The organism is Pseudomonas sp. DY-1 (genome assembly GCF_003626975.1).
GTDB lineage: Bacteria > Pseudomonadota > Gammaproteobacteria > Pseudomonadales > Pseudomonadaceae > Metapseudomonas.
Map to the genome: position 1 here is coordinate 3,570,175 of NZ_CP032616.1, position 20,513 is coordinate 3,590,687.

Annotated in this window: 13 protein-coding genes, 6 tRNA genes and 2 rRNA genes; all 21 read right to left on the bottom strand. The window is 57.7% G+C overall.

Annotated elements, in window-relative coordinates:
* Positions 1-21 precede the first annotated feature (21 nt).
* The 21 genes from rpsL to D6Z43_RS17040 all read right to left on the bottom strand — a co-directional run bounded on the left by rpsL (position 22) and on the right by D6Z43_RS17040 (position 20,452).
* Positions 22-393 carry a 30S ribosomal protein S12 gene (rpsL, locus tag D6Z43_RS16940; protein ID WP_003448708.1) on the bottom strand — a complete coding sequence of 124 codons (372 nt, stop codon included), beginning with the start codon at positions 391-393 and terminating at the stop codon, positions 22-24.
* 164 nt (positions 394-557) lie between these two features.
* Entirely contained in the window at positions 558-4,757 is a 4,200-nt protein-coding gene (rpoC, locus tag D6Z43_RS16945; protein WP_077525957.1) for a DNA-directed RNA polymerase subunit beta', read from the bottom strand.
* Positions 4,758-4,824: 67 nt separating this feature from the next.
* Entirely contained in the window at positions 4,825-8,898 is a 4,074-nt protein-coding gene (rpoB, locus tag D6Z43_RS16950) for a DNA-directed RNA polymerase subunit beta (RefSeq protein WP_120653279.1), read from the bottom strand.
* A 221-nt stretch (positions 8,899-9,119) separates the two neighbouring features.
* Positions 9,120-9,488 carry a 50S ribosomal protein L7/L12 gene (rplL, locus tag D6Z43_RS16955; RefSeq protein WP_028630534.1) on the bottom strand — a complete coding sequence of 123 codons (369 nt, stop codon included), beginning with the start codon at positions 9,486-9,488 and terminating at the stop codon, positions 9,120-9,122.
* A gap of 86 nt (positions 9,489-9,574) precedes the next feature.
* Positions 9,575-10,075 (bottom strand): 50S ribosomal protein L10, encoded by a 501-nt coding sequence (gene rplJ / locus D6Z43_RS16960; protein WP_016490524.1) that lies wholly within the window; start codon positions 10,073-10,075, stop codon positions 9,575-9,577.
* Between the two features lie 212 nt (positions 10,076-10,287).
* Positions 10,288-10,983, bottom strand: coding sequence for a 50S ribosomal protein L1 (gene rplA, locus D6Z43_RS16965; RefSeq protein ID WP_120653280.1), 696 nt, complete (start codon positions 10,981-10,983; stop codon positions 10,288-10,290).
* Complete coding sequence (rplK, locus tag D6Z43_RS16970; protein ID WP_003448698.1) at positions 10,983-11,414, bottom strand: 50S ribosomal protein L11; 432 nt, start codon at positions 11,412-11,414, stop codon at positions 10,983-10,985. Before rplK ends, rplA begins: the two co-directional genes overlap by 1 nt.
* A 116-nt stretch (positions 11,415-11,530) precedes the next feature.
* Positions 11,531-12,064 carry a transcription termination/antitermination protein NusG gene (nusG, locus tag D6Z43_RS16975; protein ID WP_028630537.1) on the bottom strand — a complete coding sequence of 178 codons (534 nt, stop codon included), beginning with the start codon at positions 12,062-12,064 and terminating at the stop codon, positions 11,531-11,533.
* Positions 12,065-12,074: 10 nt separating this feature from the next.
* A complete protein-coding gene (secE, locus tag D6Z43_RS16980; RefSeq protein ID WP_120653281.1) occupies positions 12,075-12,443 on the bottom strand; it encodes a preprotein translocase subunit SecE in 369 nt (122 codons plus the stop codon).
* A 47-nt stretch (positions 12,444-12,490) separates the two neighbouring features.
* A tRNA-Trp gene (locus D6Z43_RS16985) sits at positions 12,491-12,566 on the bottom strand.
* A 53-nt stretch (positions 12,567-12,619) separates the two neighbouring features.
* Complete coding sequence (gene tuf / locus D6Z43_RS16990; protein ID WP_103102850.1) at positions 12,620-13,813, bottom strand: elongation factor Tu; 1,194 nt, start codon at positions 13,811-13,813, stop codon at positions 12,620-12,622.
* A gap of 84 nt (positions 13,814-13,897) precedes the next feature.
* Positions 13,898-13,973: transfer RNA gene (locus D6Z43_RS16995), tRNA-Thr, on the bottom strand.
* 26 nt (positions 13,974-13,999) lie between these two features.
* Positions 14,000-14,073: transfer RNA gene (locus tag D6Z43_RS17000), tRNA-Gly, on the bottom strand.
* Positions 14,074-14,099: 26 nt separating this feature from the next.
* A tRNA-Tyr gene (locus D6Z43_RS17005) sits at positions 14,100-14,184 on the bottom strand.
* A gap of 140 nt (positions 14,185-14,324) precedes the next feature.
* Positions 14,325-15,002 carry an SPOR domain-containing protein gene (locus tag D6Z43_RS17010; RefSeq protein ID WP_120653282.1) on the bottom strand — a complete coding sequence of 226 codons (678 nt, stop codon included), beginning with the start codon at positions 15,000-15,002 and terminating at the stop codon, positions 14,325-14,327.
* A gap of 9 nt (positions 15,003-15,011) precedes the next feature.
* On the bottom strand, positions 15,012-15,761 hold the full coding sequence (locus D6Z43_RS17015; protein ID WP_120653283.1) for a pantothenate kinase: 750 nt from the start codon (positions 15,759-15,761) through the stop codon (positions 15,012-15,014).
* Positions 15,751-16,707, bottom strand: coding sequence for a bifunctional biotin--[acetyl-CoA-carboxylase] ligase/biotin operon repressor BirA (gene birA / locus D6Z43_RS17020; RefSeq protein WP_120653284.1), 957 nt, complete (start codon positions 16,705-16,707; stop codon positions 15,751-15,753). Before birA ends, D6Z43_RS17015 begins: the two co-directional genes overlap by 11 nt.
* 191 nt (positions 16,708-16,898) lie before the next feature.
* Positions 16,899-17,014, bottom strand: a 5S ribosomal RNA gene (rrf, locus tag D6Z43_RS17025).
* A gap of 135 nt (positions 17,015-17,149) precedes the next feature.
* Positions 17,150-20,040: ribosomal RNA gene (locus D6Z43_RS17030) — 23S ribosomal RNA — on the bottom strand.
* Between the two features lie 227 nt (positions 20,041-20,267).
* Positions 20,268-20,343: transfer RNA gene (locus tag D6Z43_RS17035), tRNA-Ala, on the bottom strand.
* A gap of 32 nt (positions 20,344-20,375) precedes the next feature.
* Positions 20,376-20,452 (bottom strand) — tRNA-Ile (locus tag D6Z43_RS17040).
* Between the last annotated feature and the right edge of the window lie 61 nt (positions 20,453-20,513).

Consider the following 20,513-nt stretch of genomic DNA (forward strand, 5'->3'; position numbering starts at 1 on the left):
AAAAACTGATTTAGCACCGAATTACTTCGGACGCTTGGTACCGTACTTGGAACGACCCTGCTTACGGTCTTTAACGCCGGTGGTATCCAGCGAACCGCGCACGGTGTGGTAACGCACACCCGGAAGGTCTTTTACACGACCGCCACGGATCAGCACTACGCTGTGCTCTTGCAGGTTGTGACCTTCACCACCGATGTACGAAGTCACTTCGTAGCCGTTGGTCAGACGAACACGGCAAACCTTACGGAGTGCGGAGTTCGGTTTCTTCGGCGTGGTGGTGTAGACGCGGGTGCATACGCCACGACGCTGCGGGCAGTTCTGCAGCGCAGGTACGTCGGATTTCTCGACGATACGGCTGCGCGGCTTACGCACCAGCTGGTTAATAGTTGCCATCTAATTGCTCCACTGTTGTCTTTCGACGCTATTGCCTTACAAAGAAAGCAAAATGACAGGGCATAGCGCCCTGCCAAATTTAGGGGTGCATGAGTCTAAAGAGACTCAATGTCCCCGTCAAGGCAATACCCCCCGACGGCCAAGGCCTCCGGGGGGTATCACGCTTAGTTGCTGCTGGAGTTCAGCGCTTCGGTCAGCGCTGCTTCCACTTCGCTCGCGCTCACGCGAACCGGCTTGCCGGCTTCACGCTGACGTTTGCGCTCGCTGTGGTAGGCCAGACCGGTACCAGCCGGGATCAGGCGACCCACAACCACGTTTTCCTTCAGGCCGCGCAGGTAGTCGCGCTTGCCGGTAACCGCCGCCTCGGTGAGGACGCGGGTGGTTTCCTGGAAGGACGCCGCGGAGATGAACGACTCGGTGGACAGCGAGGCCTTGGTAATACCCAGCAGGACGCGTTCGAACTTGGCGATGAAGCGGTCTTCGGTCGCCAGACGCTCGTTCTCTTCCAGCACCTGGGTCAGCTCCATCTGGTCGCCCTTGATGAAGCTGGAATCACCCGACTCGGCAATCTCGACCTTGCGCAGCATCTGACGCAGGATGGTTTCGATGTGCTTGTCGTTGATCTTCACGCCCTGCAGGCGGTACACGTCCTGGATCTCGTTGACGATGTACTTGGCCAGCGCGCTGACACCCAGCAGACGCAGGATGTCGTGCGGGTTGCTCGGGCCGTCGGAGATAACTTCGCCGCGGTTCACCTGTTCGCCTTCGAACACGTTCAGGTGACGCCACTTCGGAATCAGCTCCTCGTACGGGTCGCTGCCATCGTTCGGAGTGATGACCAGACGGCGCTTGCCTTTGGTCTCCTTGCCGAAGGAGATGGTGCCGCTGATTTCGGCCAAGATCGAAGGCTCTTTCGGACGACGAGCTTCGAACAGGTCGGCAACGCGCGGCAGACCACCGGTGATGTCGCGGGTCTTCGAGGTTTCCTGCGGGATACGGGCGATAACGTCACCCACACCCACCTGCGAACCGTCGGCCACACCAACCAAGGCGTTCGCCGGCAGGAAGTACTGGGCGGGAACGTCGGTACCCGGCAGCAGCAGCTCCTTGCCATTGGCGTCGACCAGCTTCACGGCCGGACGAATGTCCTTGCCAGCAGCCGGACGATCCTTCGGATCCAGAACTTCGATGTTGGTCAGACCGGTCAGTTCGTCGGTCTGGCGCTTGATGGTGATGCCCTCCTCCATGCCGACGAAGGTAACGGTACCCTTCATTTCGGTCACGATCGGGTGGGTGTGCGGGTCCCACTTGGCAACGATGGCGCCCGGATCGACCTTGTCGCCTTCCTTCACGGAGATCACAGCACCGTACGGCAGCTTGTAACGCTCGCGCTCGCGACCGAAGTCGTCGGCCACGGCCAGCTCGCCGGAACGGGACACGGCAACCAGATGGCCGTTGAGGTTCTCGACGTGCTTCAGGTTGTGCAGGCGGATGGTACCGCCGTTCTTAACCTGGACGTTGTCGGCTGCGGAAGTACGGCTGGCCGCACCACCGATGTGGAAGGTACGCATGGTCAGCTGGGTACCCGGCTCACCGATGGACTGGGCGGCGATTACGCCGACCGCTTCACCGATGTTCACCTGGTGGCCACGCGCCAGGTCACGACCGTAGCACTTGGCGCAGATGCCGTAGCGGGTTTCGCAGCTGATCGGGGAACGCACAATTACTTCGTCGACGCTCATGCGCTCGATGAACTCAACCCACTGCTCATCGACCAGAGTACCGGCCGGAACGATGACTTCATCGGAGCCCGGCTTGAACACGTCACGGGCAATGACACGCCCCAGTACGCGCTCACCCAGAGGCTCGACGACATCGCCGCCTTCGATGTGCGGGGTCATCAGCAGACCGTGCTCGGTGCCGCAGTCGACCTCGGTCACTACCAGGTCCTGGGCAACGTCTACCAGACGACGAGTCAGGTAACCGGAGTTCGCGGTCTTCAGTGCGGTATCCGCCAGACCTTTACGAGCACCGTGAGTGGAGATGAAGTACTGGAGTACGTTCAGGCCTTCACGGAAGTTCGCGGTGATCGGGGTTTCAATGATGGAGCCGTCCGGCTTGGCCATCAGGCCACGCATGCCGGCCAGCTGACGGATCTGGGCCGCGGAACCCCGCGCGCCGGAGTCAGCCATCATGTACATGGAGTTGAAGGACTCCTGGTCGACTTCCTTGCCCTCGCGATCGACAACCTTCTCTTTCGAGAGGTTGGCCATCATCGCCTTGGACACTTCGTCGTTGGCCTTGGACCAGAGGTCGATCACCTTGTTGTACTTCTCGCCCTGGGTCACCAGGCCGGAGGCGTACTGGGATTCGATTTCCTTCACTTCCTCGGTAGCGGCATCGATGATGCGAGCCTTCTCATCGGGGATGACGAAGTCGTTCACACCGATGGAAACACCGGAAATGGTGGAGTAGGCGAAACCGGTGTACATCAGCTGGTCAGCGAAGATGACGGTGTCCTTCAGACCTACCACGCGATAGCACTGGTTGATCAGCTTGGAGATCGCCTTCTTCTTCATCGGCTGGTTGACGACGTCGTACGACAGGCCAGCCGGGACCACCTGGAACAGCAGCGCACGGCCGACAGTGGTGTCGACGATGCGGGTGTTCTTGGTGATGGAGCCGTCCTTGTCCTTCACGGTCTCGTTGATGCGCACTTTCACGCGGGCGTGCAGGGACGCTTCACCGGCGCGGAATACGCGGTCGACTTCCTGTAGGTCCGCGAACACGCGACCTTCGCCCTTGGCGTTAACGGCTTCACGGGTCATGTAGTACAGACCCAGAACCACGTCCTGCGACGGAACGATGATCGGCTCGCCGTTGGCAGGCGAGAGGATGTTGTTGGTGGACATCATCAGCGCGCGCGCTTCCAGCTGGGCCTCGAGGGTCAGCGGAACGTGAACGGCCATCTGGTCACCGTCGAAGTCGGCGTTATACGCGGCGCAGACCAGCGGATGCAGCTGGATGGCCTTGCCTTCGATGAGGACCGGCTCGAACGCCTGGATGCCCAGACGGTGCAGGGTAGGCGCACGGTTCAGCAGTACGGGGTGTTCGCGGATGACTTCGGCGAGAACGTCCCAGACCTCGGGCAGTTCGCGCTCGACCATCTTCTTGGCCGCCTTGATGGTGGTGGCCATGCCGCGGGCTTCCAGCTTGCCGAAGATGAACGGCTTGAACAGCTCAAGAGCCATCTTCTTGGGCAGACCGCACTGGTGCAGGCGCAGGGTCGGACCTACGGTAATTACCGAACGACCGGAGTAGTCCACTCGCTTACCGAGCAGGTTCTGACGGAAGCGGCCTTGCTTGCCCTTGATCATGTCGGCCAGGGACTTCAGAGGGCGCTTGTTCGAGCCGGTGATGGCACGGCCACGACGACCGTTGTCCAGCAGGGCGTCGACAGCTTCCTGCAGCATGCGCTTTTCGTTGCGCACGATGATGTCCGGCGCAGCCAGGTCGAGCAGGCGCTTCAGACGGTTGTTACGGTTGATCACCCGACGATACAGATCGTTAAGGTCGGAGGTCGCGAAGCGACCACCATCCAGCGGAACCAGCGGACGCAGGTCCGGCGGCAGCACAGGCAGGACAGTCAGCACCATCCACTCTGGATGGTTGCCGGAGTCCTTGAAGGCTTCCATCAGCTTCAGGCGCTTGGACAGCTTCTTGATCTTGGTCTCGGAGTTGGTCTGCGGAATTTCTTCGCGCAGGCGGCCGATTTCATGATCCAGATCGATGGCATTGAGCAGTTCGCGAACAGCTTCGGCACCCATGCGGGCATCGAAGTCGTCACCAAACTCTTCGAGGGCTTCGAAGTACTGCTCGTCGTTCAGCAGCTGGCCTTTCTCGAGGGTGGTCATGCCCGGATCGATCACCACGTAGCTCTCGAAATAGAGCACGCGCTCGATGTCACGCAGGGTCATGTCCAGCAGCAGGCCGATACGGGACGGCAGGGACTTCAGGAACCAGATGTGGGCAACGGGCGAAGCCAGCTCGATGTGGCCCATGCGCTCACGGCGCACCTTGGCCAGGGCGACTTCAACACCGCACTTCTCGCAGATCACACCGCGATGCTTGAGGCGCTTGTACTTACCGCACAGGCACTCGTAGTCCTTCACCGGACCGAAGATCTTGGCGCAGAACAGGCCATCGCGCTCCGGCTTGAAGGTACGGTAGTTGATGGTCTCCGGTTTTTTCACTTCACCGAAGGACCAGGAACGGATCATCTCGGGCGAGGCCAGACCAATACGGATGGCATCGAACTCTTCGATTTGACCCTGGTTTTTCAACAGATTCAGCAAGTCTTTCAAGGCCTTTCCTCCTCACGGACCCGCTACGACCGGCCTTGACCAGCCGTAGCGTTTTGGGCGTCGCGTGTTATTCGGTTTCCAGTTCGATGTCGATGCCGAGCGAGCGGATCTCTTTGATCAACACGTTGAAGGACTCGGGCATGCCGGCCTCCATGCGGTGATCGCCGTCCACGATGTTTTTGTACATCTTGGTCCGGCCGTTCACGTCGTCCGACTTCACGGTCAGCATTTCCTGCAGGGTGTAGGCGGCACCGTAGGCTTCCAGTGCCCAGACCTCCATCTCCCCGAAACGCTGGCCACCGAACTGGGCCTTACCACCCAGCGGCTGCTGGGTAACCAGGCTGTAAGAACCGGTGGAACGTGCGTGCATCTTGTCGTCGACCAGGTGGTTCAGCTTGAGCATGTACATGTAGCCGACGGTGGTCGGACGCTCGAACTGATTGCCGGTACGGCCGTCGAACAGGCGCATCTGACCGCTTTCCGGCAGGTCGGCGAGCTTCAGCATGGCCTTGATCTCGCTTTCCTTGGCACCGTCGAACACCGGGGTGGCCATGGGAACGCCGCCCTTCAGGTTCTTGGCCAGGTCCAGGATTTCCTGGTCGCTCAGCTCGTTCAGGCTTTCCTGACGGCCACCGATCTCGTTGTAGATCTCATGGAGGAATTCGCGCAGTTCAGCGATCTTGCGCTGCTCTTCCATCATACGGTTGATCTTCTCGCCCAGACCCTTGGCAGCGAGGCCCAGGTGGGTTTCGAGGATCTGACCGACGTTCATACGAGACGGTACGCCCAGCGGGTTGAGGACGATGTCCACCGGAGTGCCATTGGCATCGTGAGGCATGTCTTCGACCGGCATGATCACGGAGACCACACCCTTGTTACCGTGACGGCCCGCCATCTTGTCGCCCGGCTGGATACGACGCTTGATGGCCAGGTAGACCTTGACGATCTTCAGCACGCCCGGAGCCAGGTCGTCGCCCTGCTGCAGCTTGCGCTTCTTGTCTTCGAACTTGTCATCCAGCATCTGGCGACGATCAGACAGGTAGGCCTGGGCCTTCTCCAGCTGCTCGTTCAGAGCGTCTTCGGACATGCGCAGCTTGAACCACTGGCCGCGCTCGAGGCCGTCGAGGTACTCGTCGGTGATCTCGGTGCCTTTCTTCACGCCAGCGCCACCTTCGGCAACCTGGCCAACCAGTGCGGAACGCAGACGCTCGAAGGTTGCGCCCTCGACAATACGGAACTCTTCGTTCAGGTCCTTGCGGATCTCGTCCAGCTGCATCTTCTCGATGGACAGCGCACGGGAATCGCGCTCGACGCCGTCACGAGTGAAGACCTGGACGTCGATCACGGTGCCCTTGGTGCCAGTCGGCACGCGCAGGGAGGTGTCCTTAACGTCGGACGCCTTCTCACCAAAGATCGCGCGCAGCAGCTTCTCTTCCGGAGTCAGCTGGGTCTCGCCTTTCGGAGTCACCTTGCCGACCAGGATGTCGCCAGCCTGCACTTCCGCACCAACGTAGACGATACCGGCTTCGTCCAGCTTGTTCAGCGCAGCTTCGCCCACGTTGGGGATGTCCGCGGTGATTTCTTCTGGGCCGAGCTTGGTGTCACGCGCCACACAGGTCAGTTCCTGGATGTGGATGGTGGTGAAGCGATCTTCCTGCACCACGCGCTCGGACAAGCAGATGGAGTCCTCGAAGTTGAAACCGTTCCAGGGCATGAACGCGACGCGCATGTTCTGACCCAGGGCGAGTTCACCCATGTCGGTGGACGGACCATCGGCGAGGATGTCGGCGCGAGCGACCACATCACCCTTCTGCACCAGCGGGCGCTGGTTGATGCAGGTGTTCTGGTTGGAACGGGTGTATTTGGTCAGGTTGTAGATGTCGACGCCGGCTTCGCCAGTCTCGACTTCGTCATCGTTGACACGAACCACGATACGGCTGGCGTCGACCGAGTCGATCACGCCGCCACGACGGGCCACGACGCAGACACCGGAATCGCGCGCAACGTTGCGCTCCATACCGGTACCTACCAGAGGCTTGTCGGCACGCAGGGTCGGCACGGCCTGACGCTGCATGTTCGAGCCCATGAGTGCGCGGTTGGCGTCGTCGTGCTCGAGGAACGGAATCAGCGAGGCAGCAACGGAAACGACCTGCTTCGGAGAGACGTCCATCAGAGTTACGTCTTCCGGCGCCTTCACGGTGAATTCGTTCAGGTGACGTACGGCTACCAGCTCGTCGACCAGTTGGCCCTGCTCGTTCATCGTCGCCGATGCCTGAGCGATAACGTGGTCGGCCTCTTCGATCGCGGAGAGGAAGACGATCTCGTCGGTAACCTGGGTACCCTTCACAACACGGTACGGGCTTTCCAGGAAGCCGTACTGGTTGGTGCGGGCGTAAGTTGCCAGGGAGTTGATCAGACCGATGTTCGGACCTTCAGGGGTCTCGATCGGGCACACGCGGCCGTAGTGGGTCGGGTGTACGTCACGAACCTCGAAGCCCGCGCGCTCACGGGTCAGACCGCCCGGGCCGAGTGCGGAAACGCGGCGCTTGTGGGTGATCTCGGAGAGCGGGTTGTTCTGGTCCATGAACTGGGATAGCTGGCTGGAACCGAAGAATTCCTTGATCGCTGCGGCCACAGGCTTGGCATTGATCAGGTCTTGCGGCATCAGGCCTTCGCTTTCGGCCATCGACAGACGTTCCTTGACCGCGCGCTCGACGCGCACCAGGCCAACACGGAACTGATTCTCAGCCATCTCGCCGACGCAACGAACGCGGCGGTTACCCAGATGGTCGATGTCGTCGACGATGCCCTTGCCGTTACGGATGTCGACCAGGGTCTTCAGCACGTCGACGATATCTTCCTTGCTCAGCACGCCCGAACCTTCGATCTCGGTGCGACCGATACGACGGTTGAACTTCATGCGGCCCACGGCGGACAAGTCGTAACGCTCGGCGCTGAAGAACAGGTTGTTGAACAGGGTTTCGGCGGCTTCCTTGGTCGGCGGCTCGCCAGGACGCATCATGCGATAGATCTCGACCAGGGCTTCCAGCTGATTGCCGGTGGAGTCGATCTTCAGGGTGTCCGAAATGAACGGACCGCAGTCGATGTCGTTGGTGTACAGAGTTTCGATGCGGACAACCTGGGCCTTGGCGATCTTCACCAACAGGTCGGTAGTCAGCTCGGTGTTGCATTCGGCGATGATCTCGCCGGTGGCCGGATGCACGATAGCCTTGGCGCTGGTACGACCCAGCACGTAGTCCATCGGAACTTCCAGCTCCTTGATGCCAGCCTTCTCCAGCTGGTTGATGTGGCGGGCAGTAATACGACGACCCTGCTCCACGATCACCTTGCCGTTCTGATCCTTGATGTCGAACACGGCGATCTCGCCCCGCAGACGCTGCGGAACCAGCTCGAGGTGCAGACCTTCGCCCTTCACGTGGAAGACGTTGGTGGCATAGAAGGCATTCAGCACTTCTTCAGTGCTGTAGTTCAGCGCGCGCAGCAGGACAGTGGCCGGCAGTTTGCGGCGACGGTCGATACGCACGAATACGCAGTCCTTCGGATCGAACTCGAAGTCCAGCCAGGAACCGCGGTAGGGAATGATACGAGCGGAGTACAGCAGCTTGCCCGAGCTGTGGGTCTTGCCACGGTCGTGGTCGAAGAACACACCCGGAGAGCGGTGCAGCTGGGAGACGATGACGCGCTCGGTACCGTTGATGATGAACGTACCGTTTTCGGTCATCAGGGGGATTTCCCCCATGTAGACTTCTTGTTCCTTGATGTCCTTGATCGCTTTGTTCGACGACTCTTTGTCGAAGATGATCAGACGGACTTTTACCCGCAGCGGCACGGCGAAGGTCACACCGCGCAGCACGCATTCCTTGACATCGAATGCCGGCTCACCCAGGCGATAGCCGACGTATTCCAGAGCGGCGTTGCCGGAATAGCTGATGATCGGGAAAACAGACTTGAAGGCCGCGTGCAGGCCGATGTCACGGAATTGCTCTTTGCTGACTCCCGCCTGCAGGAATTCGCGATACGAATCCAGCTGGATGGCCAGGAGGTAAGGTACATCCATGACGTCCGGCAACTTGCTAAAGTCTTTGCGGATACGTTTTTTCTCAGTGTATGAGTAAGCCATCAGCGTTCCCCAGCTTGGTCACCTGCTTGTTTGGCCCCTCCGACGGGAGTAGCCAGAAAATCTTGCAAACCCCTTGGTTTGCTCCGCCTCGCAATAGAGGTCGGGTCACGTCCCAGGTGGCGTCCCAAGACAACCACCTAGAACGGAAAAAGGCCGGTGGCATAAGCCACCAGCCGTCAGCCTTGCGCGGAGCGCTTCGGCTGTTGACGCAAGGTCGTCGCTTACTTGAGCTCGACTTTGGCGCCAGCTTCTTCCAGAGCTTTCTTGGCAGCTTCGGCCTCTTCCTTGGAAGCGCCTTCTTTGACCACGCCCGGGGCGCCGTCAACTACTGCCTTGGCTTCTTTCAGACCCAGACCGGTCAGCTCGCGAACGACCTTGATGACGTTCACTTTCTTCTCGCCGGCTTCGGTCAGGATGATGTTGAACTCGGTTTGTTCTTCAACAACAGCGGCGGCAGCAGCCGGGCCAGCAGCAACGGCAGCAGCAGCGGTGACGCCGAACTTCTCTTCCATCGCCTTGATCAGTTCAACGATCTGCATGACGGACATTTCGGATACGGCGTTGATGATGTCTTCGTTGGTCAGAGCCATGACTCTAATTCCTGTATAGGTGGACGGCCTATGCGGCCATCAAAATTTTGAAAGATTCAGCTTGAAAGAGGGTTATGCGGCCTGGATCAGGCAGCAGCGCCTTCTTTCTGGTCGCGAATTGCCGCCAGAGTACGAGCGAGCTTGCTGGTAGCGCCTTGGATAACGCTCATCAGCTGTGCAACGGCTTCGTTGTAGGTCGGCAGGGTCGCCAGTACGTCGATCTGATTGGCTGCGAGGAACTGGCCCTCGAATGCAGCGGCCTTGATCTCGAACTTGTCCTGACCCTTGGCGAATTCCTTGAAGATACGAGCAGCAGCGCCCGGATGTTCGTTGGAGAACGCAATCAGGGTCGGGCCTTTGAACACGTCGTTGAGCACCTCGAACTGAGTGCCGGCAACGGCGCGGCGAGCCAGTGTATTACGCACGACACGTACGTACACACCAGCCTCGCGGGCCTCTTTACGGAGTCCGGTCATAGCGGCTACGGTCACGCCACGGGCATCAGCCACGACAGCGGACAGGCCAGCTTTGGCAGCCTCGTTGACTTCAGCGACGATGGCCTTCTTGTCTTCGAGTTTAATTGCCACGGGTCTAACTCCTGGATGTTACCGTTTCGTCCAGCCGGAGCCGGACGGCGTTTTGGTGTCTGATTCGGTAAACGAATCGGGAGCACCATCTGCGTAGGCTCGGAAATCGCTTCCCGGTTTGAGGCTTGCGCCGCCTACGGTCTTGGATAGCCCCCGCCAGGCAGGGACCCCAATACCTGGCGTGACGGATAAATCCGTCGCGCCTTTATCACTTAGCCTTCGAGGGAAGCCTGATCGATCTGCAGACCTGGACCCATAGTGGTGCTCAGAGTCACGCGCTTCAGGTACACACCCTTGGAGGTGGACGGCTTCAGGCGCTTCAGGTCAGCCAGCAGAGCTTCAACGTTCTGCTTCAGCTTGACCGGCTCGAAGTCGACTTTACCGACGGAAGCGTGAATGATGCCGTTCTTGTCGGTACGGAAACGCACCTGACCAGCCTTGGCGTTTTTCACGGCGGTAGCTACGTCCGGAGTCACGGTACCGACCTTCGGGTTCGGCATCAGGCCACGCGGACCGAGGATTTGGCCCAGCTGACCGACGACACGCATCGCGTCCGGGGAGGCGATAACCACGTCGTAGTTCAGGTCGCCGGCTTTCATCTCGGCAGCCAGTTCGTCCATACCGACTTTCTCGGCACCAGCAGCCAGTGCAGCTTCAGCGGCCGGACCCTGGGTGAACACGGCAACGCGGACGCTCTTGCCGGTGCCGTTCGGCAGAACGGTGGCACCACGAACGACCTGGTCGGATTTACGCGGATCGACACCCAGATTGATGGAGACGTCCACGGACTCTTTGAACTTGGAGGTCGCCAGTTCAGCCAGGAGCTTGGCGGCATCTTCGAAACCGTACTGCTTGCCAGCTTCTACTTTCTCGGCGATTGCCTTTTGGCGCTTGGTCAGCTTAGCCATTACACACCCTCCACGTTCAGGCCCATGCTACGAGCGGAACCGGCGATGCTACGCACGGCCGCATCCAGGTCAGCTGCAGTAAGATCAGCCTTCTTGGCCTTAGCGATCTCTTCCAGCTGAGCACGGGTAACGGTGCCTACTTTCTGGGTGTTCGGACGCGGAGAACCGCTAGCGATACCGGCCGCTTTTTTCAGCAGAACGGAAGCCGGGGTGCTCTTGGTCTCGAAAGTGAAGCTGCGGTCGCTGTATACAGTGATGATCACGGGAGTCGGCAGACCCGGCTCGAGGCCTTGAGTCTTGGCGTTGAACGCCTTGCAGAACTCCATGATGTTCACGCCATGTTGACCCAGAGCAGGACCGACCGGCGGCGACGGGTTGGCCTGACCGGCCTTCACTTGCAGCTTGATATAAGCTTGAATCTTCTTAGCCATGTATAACTCCAGTTACGGGTTCTAGCGCCCTAAGGCTCCCCGATTGCTTTCGCGTTTATCCCAGTGACGACAAAACCCCGCAACCTAGGGCTGCGGGGTTGGGATGCCATTGTCAGCTAAGCCTTCTCGACCTGACTGAACTCCAACTCTACCGGAGTAGAGCGACCGAAGATGAGCACGGCCACCTGGATCCGGCTCTTCTCGTAATTAACCTCTTCGACGACGCCATTGAAGTCAGCGAACGGCCCATCAATTACACGAACGGTTTCACCAGGCTCGAACAGCGTCTTCGGCTTCGGCTTATCACCACTGTCAGCGACGCGACGCAGGATAGCCTCAGCTTCTTTTTCAGTGATGGGCGCAGGCTTGTCGGCGGTACCACCGATAAAGCCCATGACGCGTGGCGTATCCTTGATCAGGTGCCAAGTCGCCTCGTTCATTTCCATCTGGACCAGCACATAGCCGGGGAAGAACTTACGCTCGCTCTTGCGCTTCTGGCCATTACGCATCTCCACCACCTCTTCAGTGGGGACCAGAATCTCGCCGAACTCGTCTTCCATGCCAGCCAGCTTGACGCGCTCGATTAGCGAGCGCATGACATGCTTCTCGTAACCCGAGTAAGCATGCACAACGTACCAACGCTTAGCCACGGCGCACCTATTAACCAACAATCAACGAAACAAGCCAGCCGAGCAGGGTATCAAGCCCCCACAACAGCAGCGCCATTACCAGCACGACAGCCACGACAATCAGAGTGGTCTGGGTGGTTTCCTGACGGGTCGGCCAAACAACCTTGCGAATCTCCGCGCGAGCTTCCTTAGCGAGAACAAAGAAAGTCTGACCCTTAGCGGTCTGCAGCGCCACAACAGCAGCGACAGCAGCAAGAGCAAGAAGCGCGAGAACACGGTACAGGATCGGCTCAGAGGAGAAATACTGATTGCCGACCACACCAACAGCAACAAGAGCCACCACAACGACCCACTTCAGAACGTCGAAGCGTGTTTCTTTGGCTTCAGCCTTGGCATTCATCAGCTAAGATCCTGTGAGAGAAATGCCAGATTCTCACTCTTGGAATCTGGCAGGCCAGGAGGGAATCGAACCCCCAACCTGCGGTTTTGGAGACCGCCGCTCTGCCAATTGAGCTACTGGCCTGTAACAAAGTCAGGCCGACCATTATGCCGGCCTGACACACCAAGATCAAGTCGTTATTCGATGATCTTGGCTACAACGCCGGCGCCAACGGTACGACCGCCTTCGCGGATCGCGAAGCGCAGGCCGTCTTCCATGGCGATCGGAGCGATCAGGGTGACAACCATCTTGATGTTGTCGCCCGGCATTACCATCTCAACGCCTTCCGGCAGTTCGCAGTTTCCGGTCACGTCAGTGGTACGGAAGTAGAACTGCGGACGGTAGCCCTTGAAGAACGGAGTGTGACGACCGCCTTCTTCCTTGGACAGCACGTACACTTCGCACTCGAACTTGGTGTGCGGCTTGATGGTGCCCGGCTTGGCCAGAACCTGACCACGCTCTACGTCATCACGCTTGGTGCCGCGCAGCAGGGCGCCAACGTTCTCGCCAGCACGACCTTCGTCGAGCAGCTTGCGGAACATTTCAACACCAGTGCAGGTGGTCTTGGTGGTCGGACGGATACCGACGATCTCGATCTCCTCGCCCACCTTGACGATACCGCGCTCAACACGACCGGTCACCACGGTGCCGCGACCGGAGATGGAGAACACGTCTTCGATCGGCATCAGGAACGGCTGATCGATAGCACGCACCGGCTCCGGAATGTAGGAGTCCAGGGTCTCTACCAGCTTACGAACGGCGGAAACGCCGATTTCGTTGTCGTCCTTGCCTTCCAGGGCCATCAGAGCGGAACCGACTACGATCGGAGTGTCGTCACCCGGGAAGTCGTAGGTGTTCAGCAGGTCGCGAACTTCCATCTCGACCAGCTCCAGCAGCTCGGCGTCATCAACCATGTCGGCCTTGTTCAGGAACACGACAATGTAAGGAACGCCTACCTGACGAGACAGCAGGATGTGCTCACGAGTCTGCGGCATGGGGCCGTCAGCAGCCGAGCAAACCAGGATCGCGCCGTCCATCTGCGCAGCACCGGTGATCATGTTCTTCACGTAGTCAGCGTGACCGGGGCAGTCAACGTGAGCGTAGTGACGAATGGCGGAATCGTATTCAACGTGGGAAGTGTTGATGGTGATACCGCGAGCCTTCTCTTCCGGCGCGTTATCGATCTGGTCGAACGCACGAGCGGAACCGCCCCAGGTCTCGGAGCAGACCTTGGTCAGAGCAGCAGTCAGAGTGGTCTTGCCATGGTCAACGTGACCAATGGTGCCGACGTTGACGTGCGGTTTGTTACGTTCGAACTTTTCTTTAGCCATCGAGAACGTCTCCCATCAAGAATTGAGCGAGTCACGCCACCATTAAAACAAAGGCAGATATTTTCATATCTGCCTTTGTTAAGATGGAGCTCATGAGCGGATTTGAACCGCTGACCTCACCCTTACCAAGGGTGTGCTCTACCAGCTGAGCTACATGAGCCAAACACATTGCGAAAGCAGCAAACTTGGAGCGGGTAGCGGGAATCGAACCCGCATCATCAGCTTGGAAGGCTGAGGTTCTACCACTGAACTATACCCGCGGAGCCTGCAGCTCTCGCTTTGAATCTGGTGGAGGGGGAAGGATTCGAACCTTCGAAGTCTATGACGTCAGATTTACAGTCTGATCCCTTTGGCCGCTCGGGAACCCCTCCAAGGGAGGCGGCATTCTATCTCATGCCACCCCGCTGTCAAGCTTTTTCTCATTAAAATCTTGAGGTTAGCTTCATTTGACAGCTGCTTCGCAAATCAGCCTATCGGGCCACGCTGCGAAGCGGGCGCCATTCTATTCAAGCTAACGAGGAGATGCAACACCCTCGCACGGCATAAGTTGATGTTTTAACCCAAAAAAATCTTGAGACAGCTGCTCAAGCAATGGATCGTCAACCAACCTGCGGCTTTCCGGTGCAATCCGCACCCAATAATCACGGTGCGCACGAGCCAGTTCGCGCATGAAGGGCTCATAGCCTGCGTCTCGCAAACGCTGCATGACACTCTCGGCAGAATCCATTCGCGAGAAGATCCCGAGGGATATTCCGTTGATCAGGTCTCCCTGGGTGACGATATAGCTGTCGATCTTCCGCGCCTGAAGCTCCTTGAGCTGACGCAGCGAGGCCTCTCGCGAAGCGAGAGGCGCCAGGTAGACCCAATAGTCGGTACCGGCAGCGGCATCTACAGGCCGCACCTCCGACCGCACATCCAGGCTAATGAGGCGCTGCTCCACTTCGCGCGCCTGCTCCTCTCGCTCAAATCCCCCCAGGAAAAGGCAGACAGCTTCCTCCGTTGATGTCGGGACCACTGCAGTGCGCCTCGGCTGGACATTGCCGGACTCACTAAGCAGACGGATGTCCTGCTGCCCCCCCTTATAAAGAGATAGGGTTTCCACCTCTTTCGGACGCAGTGGTGCCTGCTGCTGATGCCAGACGTAGTAGAAGAGATTGAGAACCAGGAGGAACAGGAACAACCAACGCATGAATCAACCTCAAGGCAATGGGCAGGCAATCGCCAAACCGGCAAACACCAAGTCGGGCAACACTCTTGCCCGCGGCAGCACACTCTTCACCAGCAGCGCATCACCGCCAGTAAGGAAAACCTCAAAATCATCTCCGAGATGCTGCGCCGCCAATTCGATCTGCGCCTGGACGAATCCGCGCAGCATCAGAAGACATCCCCTCTCCACGGCCTCCACCGTCGAGCGGCCGGGAGCCATATCGAGCAGCGCCCTCTCCGCAGCCTGGTCGTCGTAGCGAATTCGGCGAGTGTGCGTCCTCAATTGATTACGCATCAACGGCATACCCGGGCAAATGAATCCCCCGAGATGCTCGCCATTTTCAGCAACCAGATCAGATGTCACCGCAGTACCCAGATCCAGGACCAGGCAAGCCTTGCGAGCTATGTGATAGGCACCCAGCACCGCTAGCCAGCGATCCAGCCCAAGGCGCTGGAACTCTGAGTAGCCATTGCGCACGCCGGACATTTCAGCAGCCGGCTCGACACAGACAGAAACCACGCCGAACACATCCTGAAGCCGGTCGGTCAGTGCACGTGTTTCCTCGTCAGAACGGACACTGACCAACCTGCAATTGCGAAGCACTAGTTCATTCAATGCACGCAACGCAGAAATCAGCTCTTCATCGGAGCCAACCACACCGCCGCCAATAGTTGCGGCTTGCGCACTGTCGATGACACGCCACTTGATAAAGCTGTTGCCACAGTCAAGCTCAAGAATCATCACTCAACCTCAAACTGAGCTCTCCACCACTGTAAGCTCGCTCCTCACCACCGACGTCCAAGCGCAAGGCGCCTGTCGCGTCTATCCCCAATACCAACCCCTGGATACTCTGAACACCGGCGATCAAGTTGACTTGCCGCCCTTGCCAGAGATGCCCGGCTTCCCACTCCTCCCGAAGAGCAGAAAAACCGTATCTCTTGTGACGCACGAGGTAATCGTCGAGGTATTCACTCAAGCGAGCCACCAAGGCACTCCTGTCCACCAAAGCACCGCTTTCCACCTGCATGGAAGTCCAAGGCTGATCTATGTCCTCGGCAGACAACTGCATATTCACATTGATTCCAATACCAATTACGACATGGCAGATGTCGGCCGGGTCCCCCAACAGCTCAAGGAGGATTCCAGCAATCTTGCGGTTCCCAACCAACAGGTCGTTTGGCCACTTGAGGCCAGCCGCCGTCAACCCGAACGACTGCAAGGTCTTCAGCACCGCCAACCCGACAACAAGACTCAAGCCCTCAAGCTGGCGGGCACCGCCATCGACGCGCACAGCAAGACTGTAATAGAGGTTCTGCGCATGAGGACTGACCCATCGACGTCCCCTTCGCCCCCTGCCTTCCGTTTGCCGTTCCGCTATGACCGCAAAGGGCGGCAGTTCACCGCGAGCAAGACCGCGGGAGACCTCCGCATTCGTGGAGTCCAGCGAATCAAACACTCGATGGGACCAAGGAGCCCCCCCCGCATTCAGAACCCCCTGATCAAGGAGACTCAGAGGAAACTGCAGTCGGTAGCCCCGGCCACGCACCTTGTAGATCGCAAGACCGAGCTCCGCTTCCAGCTGCTGCAACTGCTTCCAGACGGCACTTCTGCTTACACCCAGGGCCTCACCCAGCGCCTGGCCTGAGTGAAAGCGCCCATCCTGCAGAAGTTTCAATAGCGTAGGCATGTGCTGGATCCAGCCCTTAATGAGGCAGGCATCATATCTATGCACACTCGGGTTGCATAGAAATCGCGCTCAAGCCGACCGAGCCAACGCCCTCAAACCAGACTGGCTGGAATGCATTCGCGGCCAGCTTTTTTGCGCGCCCAAAGACAAACCCCCGAACCGTTTTCACGGATCGGGGGTTTGGGATAGAAGCTTGACGATGACCTACTCTCACATGGAGAAGCTCCACACTACCATCGGCGATGCGTCGTTTCACTGCTGAGTTCGGGATGGGATCAGGTGGTTCCAACGCTCTATGGTCGTCAAGCAATTCGGTTGGGATCTCGTCTGCGACGCGACCCCGAATCAGGTATGTGACAGTCTGTTTTGCGGTTCAGGCCAATTTTCGGTCTGTCGACTTCAACCAGTCGCACCCACAATCACCAGATTGTTTGGGTGTTATATGGTCAAGCCTCACGGGCAATTAGTATTGGTTAGCTCAACGCCTCACAGCGCTTACACACCCAACCTATCAACGTCGTAGTCTTCGACGGCCCTTTAGGGGATTCAAGATCCCAGTGAGATCTCATCTTGAGGCGAGTTTCCCGCTTAGATGCTTTCAGCGGTTATCTCTTCCGAACATAGCTACCCGGCAATGCCACTGGCGTGACAACCGGAACACCAGAGGTTCGTCCACTCCGGTCCTCTCGTACTAGGAGCAGCCCCTCTCAAATCTCAAACGTCCACGGCAGATAGGGACCGAACTGTCTCACGACGTTCTAAACCCAGCTCGCGTACCACTTTAAATGGCGAACAGCCATACCCTTGGGACCGGCTTCAGCCCCAGGATGTGATGAGCCGACATCGAGGTGCCAAACACCGCCGTCGATATGAACTCTTGGGCGGTATCAGCCTGTTATCCCCGGAGTACCTTTTATCCGTTGAGCGATGGCCCTTCCATACAGAACCACCGGATCACTAAGACCTACTTTCGTACCTGCTCGACGTGTCTGTCTCGCAGTCAAGCGCGCTTTTGCCTTTATACTCTGCGACCGATTTCCGACCGGTCTGAGCGCACCTTCGTACTCCTCCGTTACTCTTTAGGAGGAGACCGCCCCAGTCAAACTGCCCACCATACACTGTCCTCGATCCGGATGACGGACCAGAGTTAGAACCTCAAGCATGCCAGGGTGGTATTTCAAGGATGGCTCCACGAGAACTGGCGTCCTCGCTTCAAAGCCTCCCACCTATCCTACACAAGCAGGCTCAAAGTCCAGTGCAAAGCTACAGTAAAGGTTCACGGGGTCTTTCCGTCTAGCCGCGGATACACTGCATCTTCACAGCGATTTCAATTTCACTGAGTCTCGGGTGGAGACAGCGCCGCCATCGTTACGCCATTCGTGCAGGTCGGAACTTACCCGACAAGGAATTTCGCTACCTTAGGACCGTTATAGTTACGGCCGCCGTTTACCGGGGCTTCGATCAAGAGCTTCGCTTGCGCTAACCCCATCAATTAACCTTCCGGCACCGGGCAGGCGTCACACCCTATACGTCCACTTTCGTGTTTGCAGAGTGCTGTGTTTTTAATAAACAGTCGCAGCGGCCTGGTATCTTCGACCGGCATGGGCTTACGCAGTAAATGCTTCACCCTCACCGGCGCACCTTCTCCCGAAGTTACGGTGCCATTTTGCCTAGTTCCTTCACCCGAGTTCTCTCAAGCGCCTTGGTATTCTCTACCCAACCACCTGTGTCGGTTTGGGGTACGGTTCCTAGTTATCTGAAGCTTAGAGGCTTTTCCTGGAAGCATGGCATCAACCACTTCGTGTTCTAAAAGAACACTCGTCATCAGCTCTCGGCCTTGAACACCCGGATTTGCCTAAGTGTTCGGCCTACCACCTTAAACTTGGACAACCAACGCCAAGCTGGCCTAGCCTTCTCCGTCCCCCCATCGCAATAACTAGAAGTACGGGAATATTAACCCGTTTCCCATCGACTACGCATTTCTGCCTCGCCTTAGGGGCCGACTCACCCTGCGTCGATTAACGTTGCGCAGGAACCCTTGGTCTTTCGGCGTGCGAGTTTTTCACTCGCATTGTCGTTACTCATGTCAGCATTCGCACTTCTGATACCTCCAGCAAGCTTCTCAACTCACCTTCACAGGCTTACAGAACGCTCCTCTACCGCTCGTCTTACGACGAACCCGTAGCTTCGGTGTCTAGTTTGAGCCCCGTTACATCTTCCGCGCAGGCCGACTCGACTAGTGAGCTATTACGCTTTCTTTAAAGGGTGGCTGCTTCTAAGCCAACCTCCTAGCTGTCTAAGCCTTCCCACATCGTTTCCCACTTAACTAGAACTTTGGGACCTTAGCTGACGGTCTGGGTTGTTTCCCTTTTCACGACGGACGTTAGCACCCGCCGTGTGTCTCCCACGCTGACACTTCCAGGTATTCGGAGTTTGCATCGGTTTGGTAAGTCGGGATGACCCCCTAGCCGAAACAGTGCTCTACCCCCTGGAGTGATACGTGAGGCGCTACCTAAATAGCTTTCGAGGAGAACCAGCTATCTCCGAGCTTGATTAGCCTTTCACTCCGATCCACAGGTCATCCGCTAACTTTTCAACGGTAGTCGGTTCGGTCCTCCAGTCAGTGTTACCTAACCTTCAACCTGCCCATGGATAGATCGCCCGGTTTCGGGTCTATACCCAGCGACTAAACGCCCTATTAAGACTCGCTTTCGCTACGCCTCCCCTATTCGGTTAAGCTCGCCACTGAATATAAGTCGCTGACCCATTATACAAAAGGTACGCAGTCACCTAACAAAGTAGGCTCCCACTGCTTGTACGCATACGGTTTCAGGTTCTATTTCACTCCCCTCTCCGGGGTTCTTTTCGCCTTTCCCTCACGGTACTGGTTCACTATCGGTCAGTCAGTAGTATTTAGCCTTGGAGGATGGTCCCCCCATATTCAGACAAAGTTTCACGTGCTCCGTCCTACTCGATTTCACTTCCTGGACCCTTTCGCGTACGGGGCTATCACCCACTATGGCCGCACTTTCCAGAGCGTTCCGCTAAAATCCAAGAAGCTTAAGGGCTAATCCCCGTTCGCTCGCCACTACTAAGGGAATCTCGGTTGATTTCTGTTCCTCAGGGTACTTAGATGTTTCAGTTCCCCTGGTTCGCCTCTTGCACCTATGGATTCAGTACAAGATACCTAGGTTATCCTAGGTGGGTTCCCCCATTCAGAGATCTCCGGATCAAAGTCTGTTTGCCGACTCCCCGAAGCTTATCGCAGGCTACCACGTCTTTCATCGCCTCTGACTGCCAAGGCATCCACCGTATGCGCTTCTTCACTTGACCATATAACCCCAAGCAATCTGCTCGTGATCATAGGGGTGAAGACGACATTCGCCGAAAATTCGCGCTTGAACTCGCAAATTTTACCTTGAATTATTGAGTGCAGTGAAACACTCAACAAGTCACTTCTATCACATACCCGAATTTTTAAAGAACGATTCTGAAGCAAAGTTCAGAATTCAATATCCCACCCGGGATATTCAATTCTGGACTCTTGGTCAGCCTGGAGATGGTGGAGCCAAGGAGGATCGAACTCCTGACCTCCTGCGTGCAAAGCAGGCGCTCTCCCAGCTGAGCTATGGCCCCAATGTCAACCGGTCATACGACCCCGCGACAATTGGTGGGTCTGGGCAGATTCGAACTGCCGACCTCACCCTTATCAGGGGTGCGCTCTAACCAACTGAGCTACAGACCCAATCGCCTTCGCAATTGAATCAAGCAATTCGTGTGGGAACTTATGAAGAAGCTGAAGTCTT

Excerpts from the sequence above, each read along its gene's own strand:
- rpsL (WP_003448708.1), bottom strand. The coding sequence starts at position 393 with ATGGCAACTATTAACCAGCTGGTGCGTAAGCCGCGCAGCCGTATCGTC.
- rpoB (WP_120653279.1), bottom strand. The coding sequence starts at position 8,898 with ATGGCTTACTCATACACTGAGAAAAAACGTATCCGCAAAGACTTTAGC.
- rplL (WP_028630534.1), bottom strand. The coding sequence starts at position 9,488 with ATGGCTCTGACCAACGAAGACATCATCAACGCCGTATCCGAAATGTCC.
- rplA (WP_120653280.1), bottom strand. The coding sequence starts at position 10,983 with ATGGCTAAGCTGACCAAGCGCCAAAAGGCAATCGCCGAGAAAGTAGAA.
- rplK (WP_003448698.1), bottom strand. The coding sequence starts at position 11,414 with ATGGCTAAGAAGATTCAAGCTTATATCAAGCTGCAAGTGAAGGCCGGT.
- secE (WP_120653281.1), bottom strand. The coding sequence starts at position 12,443 with ATGAATGCCAAGGCTGAAGCCAAAGAAACACGCTTCGACGTTCTGAAG.
- tuf (WP_103102850.1), bottom strand. The coding sequence starts at position 13,813 with ATGGCTAAAGAAAAGTTCGAACGTAACAAACCGCACGTCAACGTCGGC.
- D6Z43_RS17010 (WP_120653282.1), bottom strand. The coding sequence starts at position 15,002 with ATGCGTTGGTTGTTCCTGTTCCTCCTGGTTCTCAATCTCTTCTACTAC.
- D6Z43_RS17015 (WP_120653283.1), bottom strand. The coding sequence starts at position 15,761 with ATGATTCTTGAGCTTGACTGTGGCAACAGCTTTATCAAGTGGCGTGTC.
- birA (WP_120653284.1), bottom strand. The coding sequence starts at position 16,707 with ATGCCTACGCTATTGAAACTTCTGCAGGATGGGCGCTTTCACTCAGGC.